The sequence below is a fragment of the Winogradskyella sp. genome (assembly GCF_028289625.1).
GTDB lineage: Bacteria > Bacteroidota > Bacteroidia > Flavobacteriales > Flavobacteriaceae > Winogradskyella.
In genome coordinates this window covers 24,238-46,936 of record NZ_JANQOM010000014.1, presented here as the reverse complement: position 1 = coordinate 46,936, position 22,699 = coordinate 24,238, and the positions used below count along the sequence as shown (strand labels likewise).

Below are 22,699 nucleotides of genomic sequence, written 5' to 3'. Positions count from 1 at the left end.
TTAATTCAAATCTCAGCAGTCTTATTAATTGAATAAAACTCATCGTACCACTTACTTAAGACGTACAGTTTCCATACGTTAGCTGTATGGTCTTGTTTGTGATTCATGTGCTCGTTCAATAAAGTTTTGAATTTTTTTACATCCAAGTTTGGAACAGAATTCAAAAAATCATCATTTAAGGATTTAAAGAATTCTTCTTTAAGCTCATGTCGCATCCATTCACCAATTGGTACGGCAAAACCTTTTTTTGGTTGGTCAAATACGTCCTCGGGAATATACGTTTTTAATATGTCTCTAAGTATTTTCTTTTGCCTTCCTTTTTCGTATTTGAAGTGCATCGGTAAAGTACGAGCGTATTCTACAACACGATAATCTAAAAATGGACTTCTTACCTCAACGGAATAAGCCATACTAGCCCTGTCAACCTTAACATTACTGTCATTTTCAAGCCAGAGTTTTATGTTTAAGTCTGCGGCTTGTTGTAGAAAATTATTAGACCAAGTTTTAAAGCCTTGAAAATATTTCATGTAATCCTGACGTTTTTCCTTCAAAAGGAGTCCTTTTCGAGAAAAAATATTTTCGATAAAATCATAGCGACTATTAGTATTCAAAGCATTTGTAATGCGATATGTATTCATATTAAATAGCTTCAAAATACCTGAATTTGCGACTAATTTCCTAAACCAAAATGGTAAATCAATTATTCTTTTATGCTTTATCAGCGAATCAAAATGATTATAGCCAATAAAGCTTTCATCTCCACCATCACCAGAAAGAGCTACCGTAACGTGTTCTTTAGCCACTTTATTTAGAAGTAGCGAAGGCAAGGCAGAGCTATCTGCAAATGGCTCGTCATAGACTTTAACGAGTTTTGGAACAAGTTCTAGGAACTCACTGGGTTTACAGATTGTGGTATCATGGTTTGTACCAATTATTGAGGCAAACTCTTGGGCAATTTTACTTTCATCATAGTCAGGATTGTCAAATCCGATGGAAAACGTATTTATTTTGGAGTCGGCCACCTCCGAAGCTATACTAGACACTAAAGCAGAATCTATGCCACCAGATAAAAAAGAGCCTATAGGGACATCGGACTGAAGCCTTATCTTTACGGCATCCCTCAATAGATCATGGAGCTCCGCTTTGGCTTGTTCATATGGAATGTCCTTTATTTTTATTGGTTTTAAGTTCCAATATTCATGAATGCTGTAATTTTGAGTATTTAGGTCAATGACCATATAGTTTCCTGGAGGTAATTTATAGACGTTGTTGACTACAGTATATGGACTTGGAATGAACATGCAATCCAAAAACATTGAAATGGCTTCTTCATTAACAGTCTTACCAAATAGCATTGGTTTTATTTGGCTGCATATTTCAAACTGTCCGTCTTGCCAGTAATAGTAAAAAGGTTTAACACCAAGGCGATCTCTGGCAGAAAAAATGGTATTGGTTTCGCGGTCGTAAATTGAAAACGCGAACATGCCATTTATCTTCTCCAATACCTTTTCCTTCCAGTGCTTAAAACCGATTAAGAGGACTTCGGTGTCACTTTCAGTATTAAAAGTATAGCCCAAATCCTGTAGTTCTTTTTTTATAAGGATATAATTATAGATTTCACCATTGAATACGATTACAAAGTTTTCAAAATGCATCGGTTGATTAGAACGTGGGTCTAAATCGAGAATCGACAATCTAAGATGTCCCAATGTAAGATTTCTAATTTTCTCGATACCAGTAAAATCAGGACCTCTGTAAGAGATAGATTGAAGCTTAGATTTTACCTCATCTTTTTTGTAAGCAATATTAGTAAGGTATATTCCGCACATAATGTTAGGTTCTTATTGACCAATTGAAGAATATTCAAAACCAATTTCAGACATTTCAGTCATGTCCAGAATATTTCGGCCATCAAAAATAAAGGCGGGTTTTTTCATGCTAGTAAAAATCTTTTTCCAGTTGTAGGTCTTAAATTCATCCCATTCTGTCATTATTGCTATGGCATGCGCATCCTTTACAGCTTCATAAGGGTCGTTATATGTGGATACAAGATTTTTATTTTCTTCTCCAGAACGTGTTTCAAGGTAGTTAAGGTCTGAATACACCTTTTTAGATGGAACCTTAGGGTCATATACTGCAATATGCGCTTGCTCGCTTAACAAATGGTCAGCTACATATATTGCTGCTGATTCTCTGGTATCATTAGTGTCCTTTTTAAAGGCCCAACCTAACATCGCTATTTTCTTACCAGAAACAGTATTGTATAAAGTACTGATCAGATTATCAGAAAAGCGTCTTTTCTGGTGGTCATTTAAAATAATCACTTGCTCCCAATAATCTGCTACAGCATTTAATCCATAGCTTCTTGCGATGTAAACTAGATTGAGTATATCTTTTTGAAAACAAGATCCACCAAAGCCAATAGAAGCATTTAAAAATTTAGGACCAATTCTAGAATCCATACCAATGGCTCTGGCAACTTCAGTTACATCAGCTTCAGTTTTCTCACAAAGTTCAGAAATTGAATTTATAGAAGAAATACGTTGTGCTAAAAACGCATTTGCGGTTAATTTTGAGAGTTCGGAAGACCAAACGTTGGTTCTTAATATTCTATCTTGTGGAACCCAACTCCCATAGATGTTAGCTAAACTTTCTATGGCATCTTCAGACTCACCACCGATTAAAACACGATCTGGCTTTAATAAGTCTTGAATTGCAGTACCTTCAGCTAAAAACTCAGGATTAGATAAAATACTGTAATTGACACCATTACCTGTGTTGTGGAGAATGCTCTTTATGGCCTGAGCTGTTCTAACAGGTAATGTCGATTTCTCTACAACGATTTTATCTGTTGTAGCAACTTCTGCGATATTTCTTGCACACAACTCTACATATTTAAGGTCTGCAGCCATACCCTTGCCCTTGCCATAAGTTTTTGTAGGGGTATTCACAGAAATAAAAATCATTTCAGACTCTTTAATGGCTTTGTCTATTTCAGTAGAAAAGAATAGATTTTTACTTCTGGTTTCGGTTACGATTTCGGCTAGACCAGGTTCGTATATTGGTAATTTAGAAACATCTTCATCATTCCAAGCTGCAATGCGCTCTTCATTAATGTCAACAATGGTAACTTGAATGTTAGGATTTTTTTTTGCGATGACTGCCATTGTCGGACCACCTACATAACCAGCTCCAATACAGCATATCTTATTTATCTTCATAGTTTTAAGTTTATTTGACTTGGGTCAAGTTCATTTACGGTTTACAAAGGTGTGAGAACAAATCGGAATCCACTAAATTTATATACTAACGACATGTTTTAACGACGAAATCACACCTACATAACCAAAGACAAAACTAATACAAATCTGTAAATCTTCAATTGAAATGCATTTTTAAGTAATAGCGCTTGCACTAGTTATTTAAATAATTGATTTTTAGAATTTTAGAAATAGAGTCGCAATTCTCAATAACAAGTTCTATATCCCACTTCTGGTAGCTGTTATTAACGTGATAAATTTTACAGGAATCCAATTTCGTATTACTTTTTGAAAAATCAACGCTGCCAAACTTAATTAAGTTAACAACGGTCATTGAATCTATTGAATTCTTGTTAACAAAATCTCTGGCAGGATTTGAATAGGCAATGGGTTTAGCGCTAATGTTCTTAACGGTTCTTGCATTTGGGCCATAATCGCAAGAGGCGTTCTTGCCATTTAAAAAAAACATTAATATTATAAGCCCTATGGCAAAACCACTAAGGTAGTAAGCCAACCGTTGTGTGAATTTCATATGAAAAACAAATTAAAAAATAAGTAAGTTGGCATCGTTGTAATCTAAGCCAAACCATTCGGCTACGGATTTGTTGGTAAGGATGCCGTGGTAAAAATACAACCCATTTTTTAATCCTCTATCAAATCGTAGGGCATTTTCAAGTCCACCATGCTCACCGATTTCTAATAGGTAAGGAGTGAAAATGTTACTGATTGATACAGAAGCGGTTCTAGAGTATCTTGCAGGAATGTTAGGAACACAATAGTGCGTTACACCTTTATAATCAAAGGTAGGGTGATCGTGGGTAGTAACTTCACTTGTTTCAAAACAGCCTCCCATATCTATACTCACATCGATAATCACTGAGCCCACTTTCATATGTTCTACCATGGTTTCGGTAACTACTATTGGAGAACGATTAGTGCCTCTAACGGCACCAATGGCTACATCACAACGTTTTAATGCTTTTAACAAGTTTTTAGGCTGCATTGTTGAGGTATATACAGTGCGGCCAAGATTATTCTGAATACATCTCAGTTTTGTAATAGAGCTATCAAACACTTTCACGTTAGCACCAAGACCAATAGCCGAACGTGCAGCAAACTCGCCAACGGTTCCAGCGCCTAAGATAAGAACTTCAGTGGGTGGCACACCGTTAATATTTCCCATCATTAAACCATTACCACCATTAACATTAGACAATAACTCTGAAGCAATTAAAATAGATGCAGTACCAGCAATCTCACTAAGTGACCTAACCGCTGGGTAGGCACCATCTTCATCTTTAATGTATTCAAATGCTAGAGCCGTAACACGCTTTTTTGCCAAGGCTTCAAAATAAGGCTTACTTTGTGTTTTTATCTGAAGGGCAGAAATTAATATGGTTTGTGGATTAATAAGCGCTATCTCATCCAAAGAAGGAGGTTCTACCTTAAGTATGATAGGGCAGGAGTAAACCTTGGCGGTATCTTTAGAGACTTCTGCACCTGCTTCACTATAGTCATTATCTTTAAAATTGGCACCCTCGCCAGCACCAGACTCAAATAAAACCCGATGACCATTAGCTGTAAGTGCAGAAACTGCATCTGGTGTTAAGCAAACCCGCCGTTCTTGAAAGTGGGTTTCCTTAGGAATACCAATAAAAAGTTCCCCTTTCTGCTTAAGTATTTCTAAAGTTTCTTCTTGTGGTAATAATTGGGCTTTGGTAAACGGTGATAAAGATTTACTCATTAAGTTAGTGCATTGTCTTAGTAGTTGCAAGATAATAAAACACTAGCAAGCACTAGTATATTTATCTAACTTGAAGTTACGAATAAATTTTGACTCATTATTATTCATTATTCTCTAATTCATCAATTTCCTTTAAAATTTCGTCTAAAAGTGCCTTTTTTTCTTCAGAGAGTTTTTGTTCTAGCCGTTCGCTGATATAGGCCTCTATTTCTTCTTTAGATCTAATTTTGGGTTTGCTAGGCGTAGTGATAAACATATCTCCTTTACCAGTAATAAGCCACACCAAATTAACTTCAGGATAGGTTTTTATAATACGTTCTATGACATCACTCCCAACTGAGGCATTGTTTTTTTGCATACGCAACGTATAACCGTTAGCGGTACCAATAGACATATCAAACTGCCTAGCGCTGATATTGAGCGTTTCCACTAATTTAATAATACGATTAATAGCTTTACTCATAAGGGCTTTAGGAAATACACCTATGAATAGGTTGTTAGGGTTATATTACAAATATAAATTTTTAATTTAAAAATAGCATTTATATAGAATATTTTCTATATCGGCACTGTGCTTGTCAAAATTGAGTAATTACAAAGTCGCTTAGCTTTATAAGCACGTAAGGGTTAATCCAAACCAGATCTGGTTTTTTAATAAAACCCATATTTAAAAAGTCGGAAAGACGGATCCAAATTTGCTAGTTGAATTAATCCTACTGAAGAGTAGGATTTTAATCCCCTTTTTATAATAAAAATAGACTTTGTAGGACTTTGTAATTTTTAGGCTTTGTTAGTAAATATGTTATTAACTAATCTGTTTTTTAAATAAGAATAGACACAAAATTTAAGTTTAAATGAAATTTTTAGAGAAAATAAATAATATAACGATGAAAGTTGCAAAAGGTATGGTTGCGATTTTTGTTATTAAACTAACATTATTTTTAGCAGTTTTTACTTTTAATGCGTGCTCATCTGATAAAGTTGATATATCAGACAACAATAATGCTGAATTTAATAATGCGATTCAAAATACTTTTGTTATGACGGGAAATATAAATGTCAACAATAGCTTAAACTCGGTAGCAAAGACTTTGCAATTGAGTGAAGACTATAAAACTATTTATCTATTGAACAATGACAATCAGGTATTTGACAATACAGATTTTTTGATTTCTATAAATAATTTACACGATATAGTAGAAGTATCAAATCAGCATGGTTTAGTGTCAACTGAGGCAGTAGAAGTAAATGATAATCCAATGGCCACTTTTAATGTTCAGCAAAAACCTATAATAGATGCCTTACAACCCTCTATACAAGAAGCTAAAAACTATTTTTATAGCAAGGGTTTTAATAATGCAGATATTTATGAAATGTTAGATGGAGAGGAGGATTATACTTTAATACCAATAGTAATGGAAGTTACTAGAACAGGGAACCAGAGTGTTTCTTTAAACAATGATTTAAGTTTTCTATTTGGCCAAAGTGCTAATGCAACAAGTTATTATGATGGTGTGCGCGATTGTTTTCTTGAAACAACTGGTATTGCAGCCGGTATAGCTTTGGTAGCAGCATTAACAGCTGAAGTAATTGACAAAGGGCTTGTTAAAAAATTAATTAAAAAGGCTGTTAAAAAAATTGGAGGTAGAGTTTTAGGCGGTATTGGCTTAGCACTTATGGTTATTGATTTTACAATCTGTATGACCACATCGGTTGAGAGTCAACATTAAGCTTTTTCTGTAAAAAGAATCATAATTTTTAAATAATTTAAATTTTTAAAACAATGCAGATTAAAATTCCATATAACCTTTTCGTACTTAGTTGGTGCATATTAGGCATAATTGTTATCGGATATGGGTTTATAAACGATTATGTTAATGAGCAAGTAAAATTTGACAGGCAATTTATAATACAGACCATTTGGTTTACAGTTTTTATTTTTTATTGTTACAATTTTTTTAAAAATAAAAATAATTGCAAATAAATAGGCGAGTAGGTATATCAATTTAGAAGCCTGGATAGTTATAGCTCTGTTTCTTCAAACAATAAAAGTCTTTTATTTAATGTGTTTTGGTAATTAAATACAACCAAAGTAAGTGAAAAATGGTGGATAGTATTTTAAATTCCTAGGGATTAAAACGAAAGAATTATTAACATTTTGTCTTGGGATTCTGCCATTCGTTTTAGAATAGATAACGACAATAATGGTTATCACGATAGTATATTTAAAAAGTCGGAAAGACGGATTCAAATTTGCAAGTTGAATTAATCCTACTAAAGAGTAGGATTTTAATCCCTTTTTTCATAATAAAAATAGACTTTGTAGGACTTTGTAATTTTTAGACTTTGTTAGTAAAACTAATTGTATTAACTTAAAATCGGAAAGACAGAATGACAAAAACACTTAACCGAATGACCAAGATATGGATTCTAATTTTTGGAATCCCATTCTTTTTTATTGCTTGCGAAAAAGCTGACGACCCCTTAATTGAGTCACAAGAAGATTTTTCTGTGCCAAGCATTACGGAAGCCAAATCCTTTTTCAATACCAATAGTAACATACAATTTCAACCAACGGATGATGTAAACGCTAAAAACCTGCAAGACATTAATGCGGACTGGGAAAAGTCTACGACCAAAAAGTTTAAGGACATCACAACATCCCAGCCAGGGGTACTAGAGCCGTTACATATACTGCACACTCCCGTACAAGGTCTACAGACCGTAGCCTCCAAGATTTTTATAGGCTCTGTTGAGCATAATGGCGTGGTAGATTCCAAAGTGTTCTGTCTCATATATGCCGATGTGTACAATGGCGAAAACTTCTCGGGCTATATCATGGCCTATAACTTGGAGGGACAGTTGGAGTATGCCGGTAAATACCTGCACGGGCAAAGGGTTGAGGTTAGTGGTACCGATACACAGGGCAACCTGGTTGGCAAAAATGGCGGTACACCTTGTGATTTTAGTACCATTGGATGTTTGTTGGACTGGTTAGGGGACTTGGACTTTTTAGTTGATTTTTTCAACAGTATTATGCTGGATGAAGTGGTGGTAACCGCCAGCCTGGGCGGCAATGCGACCAATATAGGTGATTTTGCCAATAGTTGGTATGATAGCGATGGGCTACTCGACCCTTTGGTTGAAACACCATCCAACCCAAGTAGTGGTGGTGGCAGTAATTGGAATACCCCATATTGGTACGATGACAATTTTACCCCTGCAACGCCCGTGGGTATTGCTGTGTCCTTGGATCTGCATCCCTTATCGGCACAGGCCAGTTGGGTGATGAATACTGCCGACCAAGAAATTCTGGATGCTATTGCTGCATTCTTAAATGCCAATAGGATTAACAATCAGGGAGGTCCAATAACCATAGATAACGACGGTAATGGCGAAGTCAATGATAACCCTGTAAGTAGCAGTGGTAATCCCATATCGGCTGAGGCTATTGATTTTGTAATTAATTTGATTGGGTTTTTAAATAATAATCCCAATTATTCTTTTCAATTTAACAACGATTTAAGTTCTCAAAATTATTTGAATTTTGACTCATTAATTGAATTTGAGAATTTTTTAGAAAGCTTTATAGATTCTTTAGAAGTAGAAGACATAAGTCTTGAAGATTTGCAAGATGGGACGAAGATTACTAAGTTTAAGATTAAGTTTGCTTATCTCCCGGTTTATTTAAATGTTCATGCTAAATCTTCATTAGATGATGTTGCGACAGAAAATTTGAGTGAATTTGAATTATTAGAAGTTACGTCTTTCGAGACTGGAATAACACCTTTCTTAAATTGGGAACAAGATTCTTATGAACATTCGATTGATGGAAACATAATTACTGTCATAATCCATGGTCATTTCAATATTGGAATAAGCATAGAAGGTTTTGACTTATCATATTCTGATAGTTATGTTTTGACAATAATGTTTAACACTCAAACAGGAGAAGGCATTAGTATAAGTGGAACCTCAAATAATTAAAACAATGCAAAACAGTTTAGAACCAAATATTGGGTTAATAATATGGCAAATACTTTTATTTATAGTATTACTTTTTATCATATTTATTTTAGTAAAGTTATATAAAAAAATTGTCCAATATTTGGATTTAAAAATCACTTATTTGAAAGAAACAATGAAGTCCAAAGACAAACTTTGAGTCTTAAATAGGTTCAGAGTATATTGGTACTTGTAATGGTTTATTTCCACCTCAAGGGAATGATATTTTTGATGCCATCTATTTTGATGGAGACGATGTCACTACGGAGCTGTTAAAACAACAGGAAGGGGTGAGTCAAGCTAGACAAATGGCCTTGGATAGAATAGCCAGTAATGATATAACAACACCTGTTGAAAAACCCATGGAGTTATGGGCAAAATGAGTTTTATGATACCTTGACCAATGGTAATTTGGTAACGGCATTTTTGGGGTCATATATTACTACGATTCAAATTATTCAGAACCAAAATGGTACATATACTTTGGATTACACAATTACTAATACTTCAGGATGGGATTCTGCAACAAGGTTTAGAATTGATAATGATGGAGACGGAACTCACGATGGAATATTTGAAAACACTTCAAGGAATGATTCTAATTCTATTAATCTTGGTGGAAATATTAATCAAATTTGGAATTGGCAAGAAATTATAAATTAAATACTTAATCATGAAAAAAATCAAATTCATTTTATTAATGTCTATAATTTTAAATTCATGTCAGTTTCCAAAAACGATAGATGAATCTTCATTAAAAAGAATAGAAGAAAAACCTGATAATTCTGAACTGTACGGAACATGGGAATTGGACAGTTTTAGCTATGATTATGTTAGTAAAACATATAGTAATAATAATGATTTCGACATTGTATTAAATATTAATCAAGACAATAGTTTTCTGCTAAAGAATATGCCTTTTTATGATAATTTTGGTGTTCAAAAATATACTAAATTGACTACTATTGACGGAAACTGGATATTAAAACAATCATTTAATAAGAAATACTGGGAACTAAAATTAGATTACTTAATATATGAGAAAACCAAATCAATGATATTAATGTTATTCAATAAAAAGGATACTGGTTTAGTTATTTGGAAATTTATTGGAGATCCGGATATGGGAAAACGTTTATTGTTTGAAAAAGTATAATTAATAAAAAAATATATGGCCTACCATATTGTATAAGTATACTAAAGGTAAAGTACTAAACTAAAGTTTCTTGTAGAGCATTTACAATAAAAAAGTGGATTGGGTATATAAATATAAGAGCCTTTATAGCTTTAGAGTTTCTTCTACAAATGACCCAAGTATTTTGTTTAAAGTACATTGGAAATTAAATACCACAGAAGTGCATAAAGAAGTTGCTAATGGTATCTTAAACTTTTGGGGATTAAAGCAGAAGAATTATTAGTATTTCTTAGGATTCTGCCACCTTTTTAGGATAGATAACGACAATAATGGTTATCATGATGGGATTTTGAAAACACGTATAGAAATAGTCAACATAGCCCAATTAATCCACCACTAGAAATTAATCTTGGTGATAATGTAGAACAGTTATGAACATGGACAGATATATACTGACTACTATGGAGAAGGCTTTATGAAGCTAATTTTTAATCCATATAAAAAGGCAACAGAAGGAGAAATTAAAATTAATATAAGCTTATATGGTTTTTAATCAATAAAATGGTTTTAAGATGATTAAGATAATTTATACAATTGTTTTTTTGATGATATATTATTTAAGTTTTAGTCAAAACAGGGTAATTGATGATAAAAATCTAATTAAAGATTTTTTAAAAGATATAATTCATAATTCAGATTTTGATAAAAAGGTACATGAGACTTATTTATCTAAAATTAATGAAAGCCTAAATCGTCCAACAAAATATAATTTAAAAAGAATTGAATTAGATAGCGTTATAAACATTGAGAAAAAGCAAGGTGGAGACCCAGAAAGAATTGGGAAGCTCAAAGAGCGTCAAAGAGACCTACCTTTTGAAAAAGAAACTATCATGTTAATGGATTCATTAAAGTCTTACTTGTCTCAAGTATTCAAGTTTAAAAAACTAGGAAACTATTTTAAATATTGTAAAGATACCAAGAGAGATTCTTTAAACTTTTTAAGTATTATGTCTCAAACATTAATTTCTTTTAGACTGAAGTACAATAATAATTTTACACTTATGGTTTTATCATACAAAGAAGCTCTTGAAAAGAATGTAAAGATTAATCTTGATTATGCTGATAAAAAAAATGTTTATCATGGTTTCTTTAGTTACCAATCTAAGCCAGCTTTACGCGTAGATTTTATTGTAGAAAATGGCAAATTAATTTCTTTTTTTCCCGAGAGATTGATAAAGTTAAAAAATGGGACAAAAAAAATAGTTCCATATATTCTTACTTGCAAGTAATAATGTAATATATGTTTAATCATAATGATTTTAATTTAGGTAATCAGAATATGGATACTTTTTACTATGGTAAGGATTCGATATTAAGAATTGTACATTAAAGCTCTCGACGAACTTGGTCTTAAAGATTCGAAATAAAAACCTATCGCTTTTTTATACAAAAGTTTATTATTGCTAGGAATAATTATGTTTAAGTTATAAGTTGTAAATTACAGGAAAACACAAGATGATAACAACTAAAAGAAAACTTAAAAGCGACATAAAAGTTATAATAGCAATACTTTTAATTCCTGTGATTTCATATGCTTATTTGTTATTTCCTGATACAAGAGAGATAACCATTTTTAATTATTCCTTTACAAGTAGCTATTATCAAAGTATTCAAGCTTTTGTGTGGACATTATCCCAAAAACTCATTTTTATTGTCATATTAGTGATTTGGTATTTAACATCCAAAGACTGGTGGAAGATAATTTTGTTACTGCCTTTGTTGGTCTTTATAATACAGCTTTTACAAATAATTAACGATGACTATAAGGTAATAGATAAGTATGAAGGTATTTTTGGTATTATCATTGCAACACCAGTTGTTATAGTATTTTACCTTATGATAAAAAAGATTAATAGTAATCTAGGCGCAAAAGAAGTTCATAAAGATATTGAAACAGAGATTGAGAATCTTCTTTCAGATCTTTCAAGTAAAAACATTACAAGTCATAAAAGTCTTAAGGTAAAATTAAAAGAACTTAGGTCTCAAAAGTTTAAGCTAGATAAAGAGATATATTTAAAAAAGTTAATCGCTTTAAAAGACCAACTTTAGAGTGTAGAGCTAAAAATACTGCCTAACCTTACCCCAAAATGTAGTCGGTTTAATCATAAATTCTTCTTCTAATTCTTCAAGGGTTTTATTTGCATCGTTAATCTTATTAAACATCTTAGCCCTTATAAGATAGATCGATGGTACCACAACTGCCATAATTGGAACTAAATAAATGATTTGAAACTCATCCATATATTCAGTATCCTCATTTAGCATAACTGTAATTTGGAAGATATACATAACAATAGGTACCAAAATAGTATGATACCACCAATGACGGCAAGTAAAGAACCAAACAAATAAATAAAGTAGGGGAACGAGTTTACCAGTAAGTACCCACATTACGTAGTTGGCATCCCCCCAAGCCTTACTATCATAGGTAAACAAAAAAGTGTCCCAAATCTGAGTTTCTGGAACACTTTCGTATAAGTAAAATAAATAAGGAGATAATGCTATCAAAGTAGCAATTAAACTCCCTATCAAAAGAACTTTCTTGGAGTTTTTATCCTCCGCTTGGAATATCTCTAGCCTTCTTTTTAACTTCTGTCGTAGTTTGTCCATCTAAGTCGATAATGTTAGTTGCTTGTGCAGTAAATAACATTCCACCGAAAATCGCAATTGCTAGTACTAATTTTTTTGCTTTCATAATTTCAAGGGATTTAATTAATTAATACTACAAATTTAAAGCACGTATAGAGCCTGTAGAAATCAATCGGTGTTAAAATCCAAGGAATTTTGAGGTTGTGGTTACGGAAAAACCGTAACACTAGTACTCTTTCTTTAGAATGTTATTGAAATTTTATTTAAAATTTCGGTTCTGTCATAGCGTTATGTTCGGTTAAAAGTTTATTATTTACAGTTAATTTGAGGGATCTAACAGTATTGTTAATACTAGCAATAGTAATGGATTGTGCATCTTCTGGAAGCAAGGCTTCAATACAATCTGGCCATTCTATAAATAGCCAATGCTCACTATTAAAGTAGTCTTCTATACCAAAATTATAGGCGTCATCCAACGATTCAATGCGGTAAAAGTCAAAATGATACACCTTGTCGTTGGGTATCTTATATTCATTTACAATAGAAAAGGTTGGGCTAGTGGCTGTATCATCACTTTTCATAGCCTTTAACAAGGCATTGATAAAGGTGGTCTTACCAGCACCCATAGGGCCATCAAATAAGATAGCCTTAGACTTAGAATCTAAATGCTCCAAAACCATCGTAGCCGTAGCATCAATATCCTTTAAGTGGTATGTAAATTCAATGGTATTCACAGTAACCTATTGTAAAATGGATTACAATGTTAGGAATAAAAAATGGAAATTCCTAGAAAAAAATGCATTTCATCGGATTTTTATGCTTTTAACAGATGGTTTTGTAATCAAAGATTTAAAGATTTTAATGTTATTGCAGGATTATTGAAACAACACTTCGACTGCGCTCAGTGTGACAGTTCAATATTGTAGCAATAGTGTATTGCTATCATTTAGGATCCAAAACTACAAAAGGGATAATCATTTCTTCCAAAGATACGCCACCGTGCTGATAGGTGTTTCTGTAATAACTCACGTAATGGTTGAAATTATTGGGATAGGCTAAAAACAAATCACCTTTAGCAAAAATAAACGAACTACTCATCGTTAAAGCAGGTAAATGGACAGACTTTGGATTTTTTACGGCCATCACATCTTTATCTTGATACGTTAAACTACGGCCTGTTTTGTAACGCAAATTAAGACTAGTATCCCTATCGCCAATCACCTTAGACGGTGCTTTGACGTTAATAGTACCGTGATCCGTAGTTAAGATTAATTTAAAGCCTAGCTGTTGCGAGAGTTGTATCATTTCGAGTAAAGGTGAATTTTTAAACCAGCTTTGTGTCAAAGAGCGATACGCTTTATCGTTAGATGCTAATTCCTTAACGACTTCCATTTCGGTTTTGGCATGAGAAAGCATATCTACAAAATTGTAGACCACGACTGTTAGATCATTTTCCTTTAATGTTCTAAAGTTCTCAACCAATTTTTTACCTGACCTTAGGTTAGTAATCTTGTGATACTCGTATGTAATATGATTTAGGCCCAAACGTTTTATTTGTTCTCTCAAAAAATCATCCTCATGCAAATTTTTGCCACCTTCGTCGGTATCGTTTTTCCAGTATTGTGGATACAGTTTTTCCATATCAGCTGGCATTAAACCAGAAAAAATGGCATTTCTCGCATATTGTGTTGCTGTAGGCAGAATACTAAAAAACGATAGCTCTAAAGCTTTCTTGTAGTAGTTATTTACAGTAGGTTCAAAAGCTTTCCATTGGTCATATCGCAAATTATCAATAACCACCATAAGCGTGGGTTGTTTATCACTCAATTCTGGCACAACCTTTTCCTTAAATAAGGTATGCGACATCACAGGAGCATCACTATTGGGTTGAAACCAATCTTCGTAATTTTTCTCAATAAATTTTCCAAATTGCAAATTGGCTTCCGTTTTTTGGGATTCAAGGATGTCTGTCATGCCAACATCTTCAATATCTTCAAGTTGTAGTTCCCAGTAAATGAGCTTTTGATATAGATCTATCCATTCTTCATAAGAGTTTACCATAGACAGATCCATGGCAATCTTTCTAAATTCTTGTTGATAGTTAGATGTCGTTTTCTCAGAGACTAAACGCGAGTGGTCCAAATTCTTCTTTAAGCTCAATAAGATTTGGTTGGGATTTACAGGTTTTATAAGGTAATCCGCAATTTTGCTTCCAATAGCTTCTTCCATAATATACTCCTCTTCACTTTTAGTAATCATAACTATAGGCAGATTGGCGCGACGCTCCTTAATCTCATTAAGCGTTTCTAGACCTGTAAGTCCTGGCATATTCTCGTCTAAGAAAACAATATCAAAATTGGTATCGTCAATAATCTCTAAGGCCTCTGTACCACTTTGGCATGTTGTAACCTCGTATTGTTTTTTCTTAAGGAATAGGATATGAGGTTTTAATAAATCAATTTCGTCATCTACCCAGAGAATATTTATGTTGTTCATGTATATTTGTTTTCTAATTAATGAATTTTCCTAATTGAAGTCTAGCAATAAACTTAAAATATTTAACGATCCAATTTACGGATTTATTACGATTCCGAATTCGTTAGTTTTTGATCTTATTCAGCATAAATACTTTCAGAGATTACGTCGTATAAGTCAAATGGGTTTGTCATATTTGGTTTATCCGGGAGCACATCATACGCGGTTTCATCATGCCTTGGGAAGTATGTACTTAATGCAAAAAGCAATTAATGTACTTCGTTTTAAGGGCATTAGCATTTCTGAAGACGAAGAAAATGGATTACTAATAGCAATTTTATTACACGATATTGGTCATGGGCCTTTCTCTCATGCCATGGAACATAGTATAGTGAATGATGTATCGCACGAAGATATTTCCCTTCGTTTTATGGAAAAACTCAACGACGAGTTTAACGGAAGTTTAACGTTGGCGATTTCAATCTTTAAAGGCAAATATCCTCGTAAATTTATGTGCCAGCTGATTTCTAGTCAATTGGATATGGATAGAGCGGATTACTTAAAGCGCGATAGCTTTTACACAGGTGTTGCTGAGGGTAATATAAACAGTGAACGTTTAATTACAATGCTCAATGTTGTGGATAATCAACTTGTAGTTGAAGAAAAAGGCATCTATGGTGTTGAGAAATTTTTGGTGGCCAGACGGTTTATGTATTGGCAGGTTTATTTGCATAAAACAGGGGTTGTTGCCGAACAATTGTTAACAAGAATACTTAAGAGAGCCAAGGCCCTCGTACAACAAGGCATTAAACTAAACTGCAGTGAACCGTTGTTTTATTTTTTAAACTCAGAAATTAATAACGAAAGTTTTGAATCGGACGCACTTATGGTGTTTGCCAAACTCGATGACTATGATATTGTAGCTGCTATGAAAGAATGGCAGTACCATGAGGATTTTGTGCTTAGTAATCTTTGCGAAATGATTATCAATAGAGATTTGCTAAAAATTAAAATGAAGAATAAACCTATTACGACTTCGGACTTGGCAGTACATGCTAAAGTGCTCATGGAAAACTATTCGATTTCAAAAGCAGAGGCGGATTACTTTGTGTTTGATGGAAAAATTACCAACGTGGCTTATCAAAATAAAAAGCAGCATATAAATATTTTAACAAAAACTGGTAAAATAAAGGATATTGTAAAAGCTTCTGACCATTTAAATCTAAAAGCTTTGAGTAAACCAGTAACTAAGTATTATATGTGTTATCCCAAAAAGAAAATGTAATACATATTTTTTCTATTTTTGCGGAAACCAACATTTTTTAAAATCAATTAATTGGAATTTACAGCAGAACAAATCGCAGGTATTTTAGAAGGTACTGTCGTTGGTGATCCAAATACACAAGTTTCAAAACTTGCAAAAATTGAAGAAGGAACAAAAGGATCGCTAACGTTCTTGGCGAATCCAAAATACAAACCTTATATATATACAACTAAGGCTTCGATAACTATTGTCAATACGGATTTTGAACCCGAAGAAGCTCTTGAGACAACCTTAATAAAAGTAGAAGATGCATACGGTGCATTTACTAAACTACTTGAATATTACAATCAAATAAAACTCAACAAGTCAGGTATTGAGCAGCCAAGCTATGTTTCAAAATCAGCAAAAATTGGAGACAATATATATATAGGCGCTTTTACATATATAGGTGATAATGTAACTTTAGGTAACAATGTTAAGATTTTTCCCAATTCATATATTGGTGACAATGTGGTTATTGGCGATAATACCGTCGTATTTTCTGGTGGAAAGATTTATTCAGATTGTGTTATAGGAACTAACTGCGTTATCAATTCTGGCGCAATCATTGGTGCTGATGGATTTGGCTTTAAACCAAATGAAAATGGTGAATATTCTAAAGTACCACAAATAGGAAATGTCATTATTGAGGATTTTGTAGACATAGGAGCCGGAACAACGATAGATAGAGCAACACTTGGGTCAACGATTATAAGAAAAGGTGTAAAATTGGATAACCAAATACAGATAGCCCATAATGTAGAGATAGGTAAAAATACGGTCATTGCCGCCCAAGCTGGTATCGCAGGTTCTACTAAAATTGGTGAGAATTGTCAAATAGGTGGGCAAGTAGGCATTGTTGGTCATATTACCATAGGGAACAATGTAAGGATACAGGCACAATCTGGTATAGGAAGGCATGTAAAAGACAATGAGGTGCTACAAGGATCTCCAGCATTAGCCTATGGCGATTACAATAAGTCTTATGTGTACTTTAAAAACTTACCTAAGATTATTAAAAATATTAGTGAAATAGAAAAGAAAGTAGATGGCAATAGTTAAAACGGAAATAAAACAAAAGACCATTGAAAAAGAAGTTGCGCTAAAAGGTGTAGGACTTCATACAGGATCTGATGTAACTTTGGTTTTTAAACCAGGAGCCGAAAATTCAGGATTTCTGTTTGAACGTGTTGATTTAGAGGGTAATCCTAAGATTGAAGCAGACGCTAATTACGTAACCAACACGCAAAGAGGGACCTGCCTAGAGAAAAACGGAGTCACTATACAGACCTGTGAGCATGTTTTAGCCGCCTTGGTTGGTCTCGATATCGACAATGCTATTATAGAACTTAATGCTTCGGAACCACCTATTATGGATGGGTCTTCAAAGTTTTTTGTTGAAGCTCTCGAGAAAGCAGGTGTTGTAGAACAAGATGCCTTTAGGGAAGAATACGTCGTTAAGGAAGTAGTCTCTTATGCTGATGAGGCAACAGGTAGTGAAATTATTCTCATGCCATCCGAATCCTACAAGGTGACAACTATGGTGGATTTCGGAACCAAAGTTTTAGGAACCCAAAACGCCACAATGAATTCGGTTTCAGAATTCAAAACCGAAATTGCCGATGCCAGAACTTTTAGTTTTTTGCATGAAATCGAAATGCTGCTTGAACATGGTCTAATTAAAGGAGGTGACCTTAATAATGCAATTGTATACGTAGATAAAGAATTGTCCCCAGCGACTATGAAACGATTGCGAAAGGCCTTTAAAAAAGATGATATAGCCGTAAAGCCAAATGGTATTTTAGATAATTTAACGTTGCATCATCCTAATGAGGCTGCACGCCATAAATTGCTTGATGTCGTTGGCGATTTGGCATTAATTGGAACGCGAATAAGAGGCAAAGTCATAGCAAATAAGCCAGGACATTTTGTAAACACCCAGTTTGCAAAGAAAATGTCTAAAATCATTAAGAATGAAAGGCGGAATAATGTACCACAGATAGATTTGAATTCACCACCACTAATGGATGTGAATCAAATCATGAATATGTTACCGCACAGGCAACCATTCTTACTCTTAGATAAGGTGTATGAATTGACTGATAATTATGTGATTGGGATGAAAAATGTCACTATGAACGAAGAGTTTTTTAGAGGACATTTTCCAGGGGCACCAGTTATGCCAGGTGTTTTAATTGTTGAGGCTATGGCACAAACGGGAGGCATACTTGTGCTAAGTACTGTTCCTGATCCAGAAAACTACCTGACGTTCTTCATGAAGATAGACAACGTAAAATTCAAACAAAAAGTAGTTCCTGGCGATACCTTAATATTTAAGTGTACATTGATCACGCCAATAAGAAGAGGTATTTGTCATATGCAGGGCTATGCTTATGCCAATGGAAAGTTATGCGCAGAGGCGGAATTAATGGCACAAATCTCAAAAGTAAAGTAAATGAACCAACCTTTAGCATATGTACACCCAGGCGCTAAGATTGCCAAAAATGTGGTAATAGAGCCATTCACAACGATTCATAATAATGTGAAAATCGGTGAGGGTACATGGATAGGAAGTAATGTCACCATTATGGAAGGTGCACGAATTGGGAAAAACTGTAATATTTTCCCTGGCGCAGTTATTTCTGCAGTGCCTCAAGACTTAAAATATGATGACGAAGAGACTACTGTGGAGATAGGCAATAATGTAACTATCAGAGAGTGTGTAACTATAAACAGAGGTACTTCTGACAAAATGAAAACCGTTATTGGTAACAATTGTTTAATTATGGCGTATTGCCATATCGCACATGACTGTATTGTTGGTGATAATTGTATATTTTCAAATAACAGTACGCTAGCTGGACATATTACAGTTGGTGATTATGTAGTTTTAGCAGGTATGACAGCTGTGCATCAGTTTTGTTCTATTGGTAACCATGCCTTTGTTACAGGAGGTTCTTTAGTCCGCAAGGATGTACCACCATATGTAAAGGCAGCTAGAGAACCTTTATCTTACGTTGGAATTAATTCCGTTGGATTAAGACGAAGAGGTTTTACCACTGAAAAGATTCGTGAAATTCAAGATATATATAGAATTCTGTATCAGAAAAACTATAATAATACTCAAGCTTCAGAAATCATTGAAGCAGAAATGCAAGCCACACCAGAGCGTGATGAAATTCTTCAGTTTATTAAGAACTCGCATCGAGGCATTATGAAAGGCTATTTCAAATCAAATTAATTAAGAAATAAAACAATAAAATGGCAAGTACATCGGATATACGCAACGGATTATGTATCAAGTATAATCACGACATATACAAGATAATAGAGTTCCTCCACGTAAAACCAGGAAAGGGTCCTGCTTTTGTAAGAACAAAACTTAAAAGTGTTACTACAGGAAAAGTAATTGATAATACCTTTTCTGCTGGGCATAAAATTGATGATGTAAGGGTAGAAACCCATAAGTTTCAATACCTATATAATGATGGTGAGTACTATCACTTTATGAATGAGTCCGATTATACGCAGATACAACTCACAGAGAATGCCTTAGACCGTCCAGAATTAATGAAAGAGGGTGAAGTGGTAACAGTTTTAATCAATACAGAAGATAATATGCCGCTTTCGGTAGATATGCCAGCAAGTGTTATTTTAGAAGTAACGCACACCGAGCCAGGTGTTAAAGGAAATACTGCTACTAATGCTACTAAGCCAGCGACCGTAGAAACTGGTGCTACAGTAAATGTACCTTTATTTATTAATGAAGGTGATAAAATTAAAATTGAAACCGAAAAGGGGACTTACAAAGAGCGAATTAAGGAATAAATGAAGTTTCCAAAGCCACATACATTAAAGCAAATCGCCAAATTAATCGATACCGATTATGTTGGTGCTGATAATTTTCCAGTTCTTGGCATGAATGAAATCCATGTTGTTGAGCCAGGTGATATCGTTTTTGTAGACCATCCGAAATATTACGATAAAGCGCTTCAATCTGCAGCTACTATTGTTTTGATTAATAAAGAAGTGGATTGCCCAGAGGGTAAAGCCTTATTGATTTCTGATGATCCGTTTAGGGATTTTAATAAATTAACTACGCATTTTAAACCTTTTAAATCATCTAACGTTTCCATTGCTAACGATGCTAAGATTGGGGAGGGAACTATAATCCAACCCAATTCCTTTATTGGCAATAATGTCACCATAGGTAAAAATTGTGTGATACATTCTAACGTGAGTATTTATGATCATTCAGTTATTGGCGATAATGTCACAATCCATGCAGGTACGGTTTTAGGAGCAAGTGCTTTTTATTATAAAAAGCGGCCAGAAGGTTACGACCAATTGCTGTCAGGTGGACGTGTCGTTATTGAAGATAACGTCGATATTGGAGCAGCTTGTACCATTGATAAAGGTGTTACAGGCGATACTACCATAAAAGAAGGTACTAAAATAGATAATCAAGTGCAGATTGGTCACGACACCGTCATTGGTAAAAAGTGTCTTATAGCGTCACAGGTTGGAATTGCAGGTTGTGTCATTGTTGAAGACGAAGTTACTATTTGGGGTCAAGTAGGTATTACAAGTGGTATTACTATAGGAGAAAAAACAATCATATCTGCAAAAGCGGGAGTCAGTAAGTCTTTAGAAGGTGGGAAACACTATTTTGGTATCCCTGCAGATGATTTTAGGTCTAAATACAAGGAGATAGCATCGATAAGAAAGATTCCTGAAATCCTTGAAAAATTAAAAGATTTATAAATGACTCCATTAGAAATAGTTAAATCATTTTATACTTCTGATTTAGCCAATGATGCCAATATCGTTCCAAAGTTCTTTCACAAAGATTGTGAGTTGCATTGGACAAGCAGTCAGGGTTTTAAACTGTTAAATTATGATGAGTTAGAAAAATTCTTCTCAGAAACTAGAAGAGCATTCGATAATCTTAGGTTTGAATTCACCCATTTATTAGAGTCTAATTCTAGTATAGTTACAAGGCATACGTTATTTGGGTCTACTATAGAAGATTCAAAAAATGAAACGATTTTAGGTCATTTTTCAACGATTTGGGAAATTAAAGATGGTAAGCTTTACAGAGGTTATGAGATGAGTCAACAAGCTGATGAAAATGACTTGGAGAGCATGGCATCTTATTCAAAAAAATAAATATAAAAAAGGGCTCGTTTATACGTTTCAAAACTCTTATTTTTGCACTGAAATTTTATAAAAATTTAAAAACAATACTATCACATGAGCGTTTTAGTTAACAAGAATTCTAAAATCATTGTTCAAGGTTTTACAGGTAGCGAAGGTACATTTCATGCTGGTCAAATGATTGAGTATGGAACAAATGTTGTCGGTGGTGTAACACCCGGAAAAGGTGGACAAACACACTTAGGAAAACCAGTTTTTAATACCGTTGCTGAAGCTGTGGAAAAAGTAGGTGCAGACACGACTATTATTTTTGTGCCACCAGCATTTGCCGCGGACGCCATTATGGAAGCTGCTGATGCAGGTATTAAAGTCATCATAACCATTACAGAAGGGATTCCTGTTGCCGATATGATTAAGACAGCAGCTTATATAAAAGACAGAAATTGTCGTTTGATAGGGCCTAACTGTCCTGGGGTTATTACTCCTGGTGAAGCAAAAGTTGGAATTATGCCAGGTTTTGTTTTTAAATCTGGTAAAGTTGGTATTGTTTCCAAATCAGGAACATTGACGTATGAGGCAGCTGACCAAGTGGTGAAACAGGGTTTAGGCATTACTACTGCCATTGGTATTGGAGGTGATCCTATTATTGGGACTACAACAAAAGAAGCCGTTGAACTTCTGATAAATGATTCTGAGACAGAAGCCGTAGTGATGATAGGTGAAATAGGTGGTCAGTTAGAAGCTGACGCTGCTAATTGGTATAAAGCGAGTGGAAGCTCTAAGCCAATTATTGGTTTTATTGCTGGGGAAACGGCTCCTGCAGGACGCACAATGGGACATGCTGGTGCCATTGTTGGTGGTAGTGATGATACGGCACAAGCTAAAAAGAAAATCATGAGAGCATGCGGAATTCATGTTGTGGATTCCCCTGCTGAAATAGGAAAAAAAGTCGCTGAAGTTTTGGGCTAATT

General features: G+C 34.2%; 24 protein-coding genes. 15 read left to right on the top strand and 9 right to left on the bottom strand.

Annotation, left to right across the window (positions count from 1 at the left end):
• Nucleotides 1–5: 5 nt before the first annotated feature.
• The 5 genes from asnB to Q0992_RS03345 form a co-directional block, all read right to left on the bottom strand.
• The gene (gene asnB, locus Q0992_RS03365) at nt 6–1,829 is read right to left on the bottom strand and encodes an asparagine synthase (glutamine-hydrolyzing) (RefSeq protein ID WP_299520381.1); all 1,824 of its coding nucleotides are present in this window, start codon (nt 1,827–1,829) and stop codon (nt 6–8) included.
• Nucleotides 1,830–1,841: 12 nt separating this feature from the next.
• Nucleotides 1,842–3,221 (bottom strand): nucleotide sugar dehydrogenase, encoded by a 1,380-nt coding sequence (locus Q0992_RS03360; RefSeq protein WP_299520379.1) that lies wholly within the window; start codon nt 3,219–3,221, stop codon nt 1,842–1,844.
• 193 nt (nt 3,222–3,414) lie between these two features.
• Nucleotides 3,415–3,792 carry a hypothetical protein gene (locus tag Q0992_RS03355; protein ID WP_299520377.1) on the bottom strand — a complete coding sequence of 126 codons (378 nt, stop codon included), beginning with the start codon at nt 3,790–3,792 and terminating at the stop codon, nt 3,415–3,417.
• Nucleotides 3,793–3,804: 12 nt separating this feature from the next.
• Nucleotides 3,805–5,004 carry an alanine dehydrogenase gene (locus Q0992_RS03350; protein WP_299520375.1) on the bottom strand — a complete coding sequence of 400 codons (1,200 nt, stop codon included), beginning with the start codon at nt 5,002–5,004 and terminating at the stop codon, nt 3,805–3,807.
• Between the two features lie 100 nt (nt 5,005–5,104).
• Nucleotides 5,105–5,467 carry a hypothetical protein gene (locus tag Q0992_RS03345; RefSeq protein ID WP_299520373.1) on the bottom strand — a complete coding sequence of 121 codons (363 nt, stop codon included), beginning with the start codon at nt 5,465–5,467 and terminating at the stop codon, nt 5,105–5,107.
• Nucleotides 5,468–5,858: 391 nt separating this feature from the next.
• Between Q0992_RS03345 and Q0992_RS03340 the strand changes: the two genes are divergently transcribed.
• The 7 genes from Q0992_RS03340 to Q0992_RS03310 all read left to right on the top strand — a co-directional run bounded on the left by Q0992_RS03340 (nt 5,859) and on the right by Q0992_RS03310 (nt 12,253).
• Nucleotides 5,859–6,734: a hypothetical protein gene (locus Q0992_RS03340; protein WP_299520371.1), complete on the top strand. Its 876-nt coding sequence runs from the start codon at nt 5,859–5,861 to the stop codon at nt 6,732–6,734.
• 661 nt (nt 6,735–7,395) lie between these two features.
• Entirely contained in the window at nt 7,396–8,991 is a 1,596-nt protein-coding gene (locus tag Q0992_RS03335; RefSeq protein ID WP_299520369.1) for a hypothetical protein, read from the top strand.
• Nucleotides 8,992–9,360: 369 nt separating this feature from the next.
• Nucleotides 9,361–9,672, top strand: coding sequence for a hypothetical protein (locus Q0992_RS03330; RefSeq protein ID WP_299520367.1), 312 nt, complete (start codon nt 9,361–9,363; stop codon nt 9,670–9,672).
• A gap of 10 nt (nt 9,673–9,682) precedes the next feature.
• On the top strand, nt 9,683–10,165 hold the full coding sequence (locus Q0992_RS03325) for a hypothetical protein (protein WP_299520365.1): 483 nt from the start codon (nt 9,683–9,685) through the stop codon (nt 10,163–10,165).
• A 94-nt stretch (nt 10,166–10,259) separates the two neighbouring features.
• Nucleotides 10,260–10,427 (top strand): hypothetical protein, encoded by a 168-nt coding sequence (locus tag Q0992_RS03320; protein ID WP_299520363.1) that lies wholly within the window; start codon nt 10,260–10,262, stop codon nt 10,425–10,427.
• A 289-nt stretch (nt 10,428–10,716) separates the two neighbouring features.
• Nucleotides 10,717–11,433 (top strand): hypothetical protein, encoded by a 717-nt coding sequence (locus Q0992_RS03315; RefSeq protein WP_299520361.1) that lies wholly within the window; start codon nt 10,717–10,719, stop codon nt 11,431–11,433.
• A 226-nt stretch (nt 11,434–11,659) separates the two neighbouring features.
• Nucleotides 11,660–12,253 (top strand): hypothetical protein, encoded by a 594-nt coding sequence (locus Q0992_RS03310; RefSeq protein WP_299520359.1) that lies wholly within the window; start codon nt 11,660–11,662, stop codon nt 12,251–12,253.
• 9 nt (nt 12,254–12,262) lie between these two features.
• Here Q0992_RS03310 and Q0992_RS03305 read toward each other — a convergent pair whose 3' ends face one another.
• From Q0992_RS03305 to Q0992_RS03290, 4 genes are all read right to left on the bottom strand, one after another.
• Entirely contained in the window at nt 12,263–12,712 is a 450-nt protein-coding gene (locus tag Q0992_RS03305; RefSeq protein ID WP_299520357.1) for a hypothetical protein, read from the bottom strand.
• 43 nt (nt 12,713–12,755) lie between these two features.
• Nucleotides 12,756–12,899 (bottom strand): hypothetical protein, encoded by a 144-nt coding sequence (locus Q0992_RS03300; protein WP_299520355.1) that lies wholly within the window; start codon nt 12,897–12,899, stop codon nt 12,756–12,758.
• Nucleotides 12,900–13,056: 157 nt separating this feature from the next.
• Nucleotides 13,057–13,527, bottom strand: a complete 471-nt coding sequence (tsaE, locus tag Q0992_RS03295; RefSeq protein WP_299520353.1) for a tRNA (adenosine(37)-N6)-threonylcarbamoyltransferase complex ATPase subunit type 1 TsaE — start codon at nt 13,525–13,527, stop codon at nt 13,057–13,059.
• A gap of 208 nt (nt 13,528–13,735) precedes the next feature.
• Nucleotides 13,736–15,289 carry a bifunctional response regulator/alkaline phosphatase family protein gene (locus Q0992_RS03290; protein ID WP_299520351.1) on the bottom strand — a complete coding sequence of 518 codons (1,554 nt, stop codon included), beginning with the start codon at nt 15,287–15,289 and terminating at the stop codon, nt 13,736–13,738.
• A 34-nt stretch (nt 15,290–15,323) separates the two neighbouring features.
• On the opposite strand from Q0992_RS03290, the gene Q0992_RS03285 reads away from it, so the two are divergent.
• From Q0992_RS03285 to sucD, 8 genes are all read left to right on the top strand, one after another.
• Complete coding sequence (locus Q0992_RS03285) at nt 15,324–16,553, top strand: HD domain-containing protein (protein WP_299520349.1); 1,230 nt, start codon at nt 15,324–15,326, stop codon at nt 16,551–16,553.
• A gap of 51 nt (nt 16,554–16,604) precedes the next feature.
• Complete coding sequence (gene lpxD, locus Q0992_RS03280) at nt 16,605–17,633, top strand: UDP-3-O-(3-hydroxymyristoyl)glucosamine N-acyltransferase (protein WP_299520347.1); 1,029 nt, start codon at nt 16,605–16,607, stop codon at nt 17,631–17,633.
• Nucleotides 17,620–19,026, top strand: a complete 1,407-nt coding sequence (locus tag Q0992_RS03275; RefSeq protein WP_299520345.1) for a bifunctional UDP-3-O-[3-hydroxymyristoyl] N-acetylglucosamine deacetylase/3-hydroxyacyl-ACP dehydratase — start codon at nt 17,620–17,622, stop codon at nt 19,024–19,026. Before lpxD ends, Q0992_RS03275 begins: the two co-directional genes overlap by 14 nt.
• Nucleotides 19,027–19,812, top strand: a complete 786-nt coding sequence (lpxA, locus tag Q0992_RS03270) for an acyl-ACP--UDP-N-acetylglucosamine O-acyltransferase (RefSeq protein WP_299520343.1) — start codon at nt 19,027–19,029, stop codon at nt 19,810–19,812.
• Between the two features lie 20 nt (nt 19,813–19,832).
• Nucleotides 19,833–20,399 (top strand): elongation factor P, encoded by a 567-nt coding sequence (gene efp / locus Q0992_RS03265; RefSeq protein WP_299520341.1) that lies wholly within the window; start codon nt 19,833–19,835, stop codon nt 20,397–20,399.
• On the top strand, nt 20,400–21,335 hold the full coding sequence (locus Q0992_RS03260; protein WP_299520339.1) for a UDP-3-O-(3-hydroxymyristoyl)glucosamine N-acyltransferase: 936 nt from the start codon (nt 20,400–20,402) through the stop codon (nt 21,333–21,335). It begins immediately after the preceding gene.
• Nucleotides 21,336–21,740 (top strand): nuclear transport factor 2 family protein, encoded by a 405-nt coding sequence (locus Q0992_RS03255; RefSeq protein WP_299520337.1) that lies wholly within the window; start codon nt 21,336–21,338, stop codon nt 21,738–21,740.
• 84 nt (nt 21,741–21,824) lie between these two features.
• The gene (sucD, locus tag Q0992_RS03250; RefSeq protein WP_299520335.1) at nt 21,825–22,697 is read left to right on the top strand and encodes a succinate--CoA ligase subunit alpha; all 873 of its coding nucleotides are present in this window, start codon (nt 21,825–21,827) and stop codon (nt 22,695–22,697) included.
• The last annotated feature ends 2 nt before the right edge of the window (nt 22,698–22,699 follow it).